The organism is Amycolatopsis sp. (assembly GCF_025464955.1).
Classification (GTDB): Bacteria; Actinomycetota; Actinomycetes; order Mycobacteriales; family Pseudonocardiaceae; genus Amycolatopsis.
Map to the genome: position 1 here is coordinate 1 of NZ_JAODNM010000010.1, position 7,424 is coordinate 7,424.

Annotated in this window: 6 protein-coding genes and 1 pseudogene; 1 reads left to right on the forward strand and 6 read right to left on the reverse strand. The window is 68.7% G+C overall.

The annotated features are described in order from the left end of the window. Nucleotides 1-226 precede the first annotated feature (226 nt). The 6 genes and pseudogenes from JWQ81_RS01305 to JWQ81_RS01330 all read right to left on the reverse strand — a co-directional run bounded on the left by JWQ81_RS01305 (nucleotide 227) and on the right by JWQ81_RS01330 (nucleotide 5,502). Complete coding sequence (locus JWQ81_RS01305) at nucleotides 227-1,855, reverse strand: CocE/NonD family hydrolase (RefSeq protein ID WP_297536876.1); 1,629 nt, start codon at nucleotides 1,853-1,855, stop codon at nucleotides 227-229. A 45-nt stretch (nucleotides 1,856-1,900) separates the two neighbouring features. Further along, the gene (gene aspA / locus JWQ81_RS01310; protein ID WP_297536877.1) at nucleotides 1,901-3,292 is read right to left on the reverse strand and encodes an aspartate ammonia-lyase; all 1,392 of its coding nucleotides are present in this window, start codon (nucleotides 3,290-3,292) and stop codon (nucleotides 1,901-1,903) included. A 10-nt stretch (nucleotides 3,293-3,302) separates the two neighbouring features. Continuing rightward, on the reverse strand, nucleotides 3,303-4,232 hold the full coding sequence (locus tag JWQ81_RS01315) for an asparaginase (RefSeq protein ID WP_297536880.1): 930 nt from the start codon (nucleotides 4,230-4,232) through the stop codon (nucleotides 3,303-3,305). 47 nt (nucleotides 4,233-4,279) lie between these two features. Then, entirely contained in the window at nucleotides 4,280-4,933 is a 654-nt protein-coding gene (locus tag JWQ81_RS01320) for a FadR/GntR family transcriptional regulator (RefSeq protein ID WP_297536878.1), read from the reverse strand. Between the two features lie 160 nt (nucleotides 4,934-5,093). Continuing rightward, nucleotides 5,094-5,312, reverse strand: a pseudogene (locus tag JWQ81_RS01325) (Sir2 family NAD-dependent protein deacetylase); the annotation flags it as partial. Nucleotides 5,313-5,322: 10 nt separating this feature from the next. Further along, nucleotides 5,323-5,502, reverse strand: coding sequence for a Sir2 family NAD-dependent protein deacetylase (locus JWQ81_RS01330; protein WP_297536879.1), 180 nt, complete (start codon nucleotides 5,500-5,502; stop codon nucleotides 5,323-5,325). Nucleotides 5,503-5,782: 280 nt separating this feature from the next. Here JWQ81_RS01330 and dnaE point away from each other — a divergent pair. Then, nucleotides 5,783-7,424, forward strand: a 1,642-nt coding sequence (gene dnaE, locus JWQ81_RS01335; protein WP_297536881.1) for a DNA polymerase III subunit alpha, incomplete at its 3' end; no start/stop codon positions are given.

A 7,424-nucleotide genomic window follows, 5' to 3' on the forward strand; every position in this document is an offset into this window, starting at 1 on the left:
TGCTCTACCTGCTCAAACACCAACGCAACCGCGCGCTCACGCAGCTCACGAGGGTGCCTCGAAGACTTGGCCATAACTCCATCCTCACTCACACGATGGAGTCCCCGCCAAACCCGGGGCGGTTCAACGACAGCCGACCACACCCGCTGACCTCAAGAACCTCACCCGGCACTGAGGCGTCGCGGACCCACACATACGACACAAGAGCCACAAAAGTGCCCACGCGTTAGCCGGGGAAGACGGGGAGGGTGACGCGGGAGGGGTGGGCGGCGTCGTGGAAGACCTCGAACCGGCACGGCTTCGTGGCGGTCGCCGTGCCCGAGGGTTCGCCCGTGCCGTGGTTCCGCGCGAACCGCGGGAACGCGCCGCCGGTCACCTGGACACGCAGCCGGTGCCCGCGCCGGAAGCGGTACGCCGTGGGGTCCAGACTCACCTCCGCGGTGACGATCCCATCGGCGTCTGCCTCGGGTACCCCCGGCCGCAGCCGCAGGATGCCCTCGGTGACGTTGCGGGAAACCCCGCCCGGGTCGACATCGCAGAGCCGGACGAACACGTCCGCGTAGCCGAGGTCGGTACGGACGTGGACCGTCGCCGAGACTTCGCCGATGAGATCGAGCGACACCTTGAGCGACTCACCGGTGTAGACGAGCACGTCCGGCCGCGCCTCGACGGAAGCGTTGTCGCGTTGCCGGTTCTCGCCCGTCAGCAGCGGCCCGCCGACCGACGGCGTGGGATCGGCCGGGTCGTAGGTGAACTTGTCCGGAGTGGACTCCGTCGCAGTCTCCTCGCCGAGCCTTCCGACGGGCTGCAGGTGCCACGCCTTCGGCGTCGACTCCGCGGGCGGCCACTGGTCGAAGTCGAGCCATCGGCCCGCTCCTTGCAGGAACAGCCGCACCGGCGCCTGACGCAGCTGGGCGCGGTCGCCGAGCAGGTGCGCGGTCAGCCACGAAGCCTGGTCGGCGATCATCGGCCCCATGCTCGACGGCTGCCCGTGGCTCCACGGACCGATGGTGATCCGGGTTTCCCGACCGGCGGCGGTGAGTGCTTTGAAGTCCCGCAGCTGGGCGGGCAGGAACAGGTCGAACCAGCCGGTCACCATGCTGGTCGGCGTGGTCAGCTCGGCGAGGCCCTTGCTGTGGTCGGTCGGCGACCAGAAGTCGTCACCCGGCTCGGCGTGGCCGGTGACGTCGGCGAGGAACCGCACCGGCTTGCCGATCGCGGCGACGTCGGCCGTGTTCGTCGGCAGGTGCGCCATCGCCGCGCGGATCCGCTTGGCCTTGCGCGGGTTCGGCAGCGCCGCGAACCGCCGTTCCTGAGTGCCGATCAGCGCCGACCACGAGAGCATGTTGTCCAGCCCGAGCACCCCGCCCGGATAGAACGAGCTGACGAACTCCGACGCCGTGATGCCGAGACACATCGCTTCGAGCGGCGGGTCGAGGTACGGGCCGATGGCCCACTGGGTGTGGCCGAGATAGCTCATCCCCGTCGTCGCCAGCCTGCCGTCGCACCACGGTTGCTCGCGCAGCCAAGCCGCGGTCGCGAGCCCGTCTTCCTTCTCCTGCTGGAACGCCCAGAACTCACCTTCGGAGCCGAAGGTGCCGCGTACGTCCTGCACGACGACCTGCAGCCCGCGACGCGCAAGCGCCCCGCCGAGCAGCTTCCCCAGCAGGGTGCTCTTGCTGTACGGCGTCCGGATGAGTACCACCGGCATCGGCGTCTCACCCGGAGGGCGGTACCGGTCGGCTCGCAGGCGTACGCCGTCGGGCATCGGCACGGCGATGTCCTTGGCCACGGCCGGCTTCGGGACTTCGGCGGCAGGCAGCCCAAGAAGTTTGTCGACGAGTCGTTCGAACACGCGGAGCCACCGTTCTGCCTGGGGTTAACGGTCGATCAGCCGAGGCTACCTGAGCTTCGCGAGGGTCTCGGGCCGTAGCAGCGCCGCTAGCTGTTCGGGCGGCAGCAGTCCCTTTTCGATGACGAGTTCAGCGACTCCGCGTCCGGTGGCGAGGGCTTCCTTCGCGATTTCGGTGGCCGCGGCGTAGCCGATCGCCGGGTTCAGCGCGGTGACGAGCCCGATCGAATTGGTGACGTAGCCGAGCAGCACGTCCGGGTTCGCGGTGATCCCGGCGACGCAGCGTTCCGCGAGTACGAGACAAGCCGCCTTCAGATGCGTGATGCTCTCGGACAGCGAGTGCAGGATGATCGGCTCGAACGCGTTGAGCTGCAGCTGTCCGGCTTCCGCGGCCATCGTCACGGTGACGTCGTTGCCGATGACCTCGAACGCGACCTGGTTGACCACCTCGGGGATCACCGGGTTGATCTTGCCCGGCATGATCGACGAACCGGCCTGCACGGGCGGGAGGTTGATCTCGTTGAACCCCGCGCGCGGGCCCGACGAAAGCAGCCGCAGGTCGTTGCAGCTCTTGGACAGCTTCACCGCGATCCGTTTGAGCACCCCGGAAAGGTGGACGAACGCGCCGCAGTCCTGGGTCGCCTCGATCAGGTCGGCCGCGGTCACCACGGGCAGCCCGGTGATCTCGGCGAGGTGACGGCACGCGGCCTCGGCGTAGCCGTCCGGCGCGTTCAGGCCGGTGCCGATCGCCGTCGCGCCGAGGTTGATCTCGTGCAGCAGCGTGACGGCCTCGGTCAGCCGCAGCCGGTCCTCGCCGAGCATGACCGCGTAGGTACCGAACTCCTGGCCCAGCGTCATCGGCACGGCGTCCTGCAGCTGGGTGCGGCCCATCTTCAGCAGGTCGTGGAACTCGACGGCCTTGGCCGCGAAAGCCGTCTCCAGCACGGTCATCGCCGAGGACAGCTCACGCACGGCGATGATCGTCGCGACGTTGACCGCGGTCGGGTAAGCGTCGTTGGTCGACTGGCTGCGGTTGACGTGCTCGTTCGGATGCACGCGGGTGTAGTCGCCCTTTTTGTGTCCGAGCAGTTCGAGCGCGCGGTTCGCGATGACCTCGTTGGCGTTCATGTTCGTCGACGTCCCGGCCCCGCCCTGGATGACGTCGACGACGAACTGTTCGTGCAACGCGCCGCCGCGGATCTCCGTGCACGCGGCGACGATCGCGTCGGCGACGTCCGGCTCGAGCAGGCCGAGTTCGCCGTTGGCGCGCGCGGCGGCCTCCTTGACCGACGCCAGCGCTTCGATCAGGTGCGGGTACGCCGAGATCGCGGTGCCGGTGATGGGGAAGTTCTCTCTGGCCCTGGCGGTGTGCACCCCCCAGTACGCGTCCGCGGGGACTTCCTTGTCTCCCAGTAGATCGTGTTCGATCCGGATCGGCACGCGCTTCCCCTTACTTCACTTCGCGGAGTCGTTCGGCGAGCGCGCCGACGATCTTGAGTCCGTCTTCACCGGTCGTTCCGGCGAACGGTTTCAGCAGCGCGGCGTCGACCCCGCAGAGCGTCAACACGGCGGCGAGCACGGGCTGGCGTGCCCGGTCGGAACCGTCGGCGACCTTGACGACGATCGAGGTGCCGTCGGCCAGCGCGGCGACCTGGACACCTTCGAACCCGTCCTTGGCGATCAGCCCCGGCACGGCGTTCATCAGCTTGGTGACGTCGCGCCGCGTCCCGGCGACCATCTCGGGATGCGCGCGGATCGCCTGCGCGACAAGGCCTTCCGAGCTGCCGGCGGCGGCGCGGGCGATCCGGCTGATCGCGGTCGCGAGTCCCCGCTGCGACACGGCGAACAGCGGGGCGCCACAGCCGTCGACAGCCACTCGCGCCACCGGCTGCCCGGACAGGTCCTCGACGGTCTCGGCGATCGCCTGCTGCAGGGGATGCCCGGGGTCGAGGTAGTCCGCCGTCGACCAGCCGCGCAGGTGGCAAGCCGCGAGCATTGCCGCGTGCTTGCCAGAACAGTTGTGGGCCAGCTTGCTGGGGCTCCGGCGGGTCGCGAGCCACCGGTCGCGCTGCACCGGGTCGTACGGGAAGTCCTCGGGATTGCCCAGATCGCGGGTGTGGAAGCCGGCCGTGGTGAGGATCTGCTCCGCGCCGTGGAGATGGATCTGCTCCCCGGAATGGCTGGCCGCGCTCAGCGCGAGCAGCCGCGGGGGCAGGGCCAGGCCGAGCCGGTTCATCGCGACGGCCTGCATCGGCTTGGCCGCCGAACGCGGGTAGAACGCCGCGTCGACGTCGCCCGCTTCGAACAGCGTCGAGCCGTCGGGCGCGAGTACCACCACGGACCCGTAGTGGACGCCTTCGGTCATGCCGCTTCGCAGCATGTGCAGGAGCGGTACGTGATCGGGCACGCGGACGGGTGCGGCGGCGCTCACTTTTCCCCGTTCTTGGTGACGATGGTGGTCAACGCGGTCTCGACCTGCGCCAGGTGTGCGGTCATCGCCGTCACCGCGGCCGCTTCGGAGCCTTCGGCGATCGCGGCGACGATCCGCCGGTGCTCGGTGTTGGACCGCCCGCGGCGGTCGCCGAGCTGGTTGAGGAAGGCCGACTGCCGGGCCAGCGCGTCGCGGATCTCCTCGATGACCTTGCCGAACACCGGGTTGCCGGACGACTGCGCGATGGTGATGTGGAAGAGCGAGTCCAGCGCCACCCACGCGGTGTTGTCGGTCTCGAGGTCCATCCGCTCGACGAGGTGGCCGAGCAGGTCGAGGTTGTCCGAGCTCCGCCGCAGCGCGGCGTACCCGGCGGCGGGGATCTCGACATGGCGCCGGACCTCGAACAGGTCCCGCGCCGAATACGGGCCGAACGTGGGGTTCTCCACCGGGCCGGTCGCGGTGACGAAGGTGCCCTTGCCGGTTTTCGACTCGGTCATGCCCAGCGCCTGCAGCCCTCGCAGCGCCTCGCGGATGACCGAGCGGCTGACCTCGAAATCCTTGCCGAGCGTCGCCTCCGACGGCAGCTTGTCGCCGACCTCGTACTCCCCGCGCTCGATCGCCGCACGCAGGTGGGCCAGAACGGCCTCCATGGCACTGATGCGCCGGGGGGCCTGTCTGGCTGTCTGGCTGTCAGACAGGTTCATAGCCGGAATCGTGCGTCTCCCCGCCACCTGTTGTCAAGTCCCCTCGGGGCCACCCCTGTGGCGTTGTGACGTGTCGTGAAGGCCACCTTCACGGCGTAAGGCGTACTCAACTCGGCCTTGACGACGTCTCTGCCCTGCCGAAAGTGCCTTCAGGAGCCCCAACAGTCACATTGCATCGGGTGCACACGACCGAGCGCATCGAGCCGTGCAGGTCCAGGACCTTGCGTGCGGACAGTCCTGACCGCTGGTGCAGGCCGTCGATGTTCTGGGTCGGCACCCGGACCGCCAACCCGGCCCGGTCCATCCCGGCCAGTGCGCGATGAGCGGCGTTCGGCTCAGCCCGCGAGGCGGAGTGGCCGGCGTAGGTTCGCCAGAACGCGGTGCGCCTCCGGGTCGGCCAGGAAGTTCTCGAGGGTGAACTGGTTCACCGCAGCGGGGTTCTTCGTCCACACGCCGTCCGGGCCGCGGTAGTCGGGGATTCCGGAGTCGGTCGAGATGCCGGCGCCGGTCAGCACGGCGACGCGTCGGACGCCGCGCCCCAGGTCGGGATTTCCTCATCCATGACGAGGAAGCGTAGAGATCGCGAGGTCACCGGACGACTTCTTTTCGCGTCCGCCCGACGACTCCCCGTGGTCGAAAAAAACAGTCGGCGCGGCGGGCAGCGCGGCGCGCCGCCGCGGGGGCAAGATGGACTTCTCGCGCCGCCCCCGGACCGTCGCCCTCGGCCGCCGGGGCATACGGTGGAAGTCCGGGCAGCGCGTCGCCGACCGGTCCGTTTCGGGGAGGTTTTCGCTGGTGTCGAAGGATTCTTTCGTCCACCTGCATGTGCACACCGAGTACTCGATGCTCGATGGCGCGGCGAAGATCGCGCCCCTGTTCAAAGAGGCATCGCGGCTCGAGATGCCCGCGGTCGGGATGACCGACCACGGCAACATGTACGGCGCCGACGAGTTCTACCAACAGGCGGGCAAGCACGGCCTCAAACCGATCATCGGCGTCGAGGCGTACGTCGCGCCGGAGAGCCGCTTCCACAAGAAGCCGGTGTTCTGGGGGCAGCAGAACCAGCGCGGGTCCGACGAGCTGGGCGAGGGCGGAGACGTCTCTGGCGCCGGCGCGTACACGCACATCACGATGCTCGCCGAGAACTCCACCGGCCTGCGCAACCTGTTCAAGCTGACGTCGATGGCCAGCATGCAGGGCTACTACCGCAAGCCCCGGATGGACCGCGAGCTCATCGCGGAGAACCCCGGCGGCATCATCGCGACCACCGGCTGCCCGTCGGGCGAGGTGCAGACGCGGTTGCGGCTCGGCCAGCACGAGGCGGCGATGCAGGCCGCTTCGGACTACAAGGACATCTTCGGCGCGGACAACTACTTCCTCGAGCTGATGGACCACGGCCTGGCCATCGAGAAGTCGGTCCGCGATGGGCTGCTGAACATCGGCAAGCAGCTCGGCCTGCGGCCACTGCCGACCAACGACTCCCACTACGTCACCAAAGACCAAGCCGCCGCGCACTCCGCGCTGCTGGCGGTCCAGTCGGGCAAGACGCTCAGCGACCCGACCCGGTTCAAACTCGACGGCGACGGTTACTACCTCAAGTCCGCCGCGGACATGCGCGCCTACTGGGACGTCGAGATCCCCGGCGCGGCCGACAACACGCTGCTGATCGCCGAGCGCGTCGAGTCCTATGAAGACGTCTACGCGCACAAGGACCGGATGCCGGTCTTTACCGTCCCCGAGGGCTACAACGAGGGTTCGTGGCTGACCACCGAGACGATGAAGGGCCTGGCCTGGCGCTTCCCCGACGGCCCGCCGGAGGGCTACCCCGAGCGCATCGAGTACGAGCTCGGCGTGATCATCCAGAAGGGCTTCCCCGCCTACTTCCTCATCGTCGCCGACCTCATCACCCACGCCCGCAAGGTCGGCATCCGGGTCGGCCCCGGTCGTGGTTCGGCGGCCGGTTCGCTGGTCGCGTACGTGCTGGGCATCACGAACTTGGACCCGATTCCGCAGAAGCTGCTGTTCGAGCGGTTCTTGAACCCCGAGCGGGCGTCGATGCCCGATATCGATATCGACTTCGACGACCGCCGGCGCGGCGAGATGATCCGCTATGCCACCGAGACGTATGGCGCGGACCGTGTCGCGCAGGTGATCACTTTCGGCACCATCAAGACCAAGGCCGCCATCAAGGACGCCGCCCGCGTCCAGTACGGCCAGCCGGGCTACGCGATCGCGGACAGGATCTCCAAGGCGCTTCCGCCGCCGATCATGGCGAAGGACATCCCGCTCTCGGGCATCGTCAACCCCGAGCACGAGCGCTACGCCGAAGCGGCCGAGGTCCGTGCGCTGGTCGAGAGCGACCCGGAGTGCAAGACGATCTTCGACACGGCCCGGGGCATCGAGGGCTTGATCCGCAACGCCGGTGTGCACGCCTGCG

Bases quoted from the DNA above. Each gene is read 5' to 3' on its own strand.
- JWQ81_RS01315 (WP_297536880.1), bottom strand. From the start codon at position 4,232: ATGCTGCGAAGCGGCATGACCGAAGGCGTCCACTACGGGTCCGTGGTG.
- JWQ81_RS01320 (WP_297536878.1), bottom strand. From the start codon at position 4,933: ATGGAGGCCGTTCTGGCCCACCTGCGTGCGGCGATCGAGCGCGGGGAG.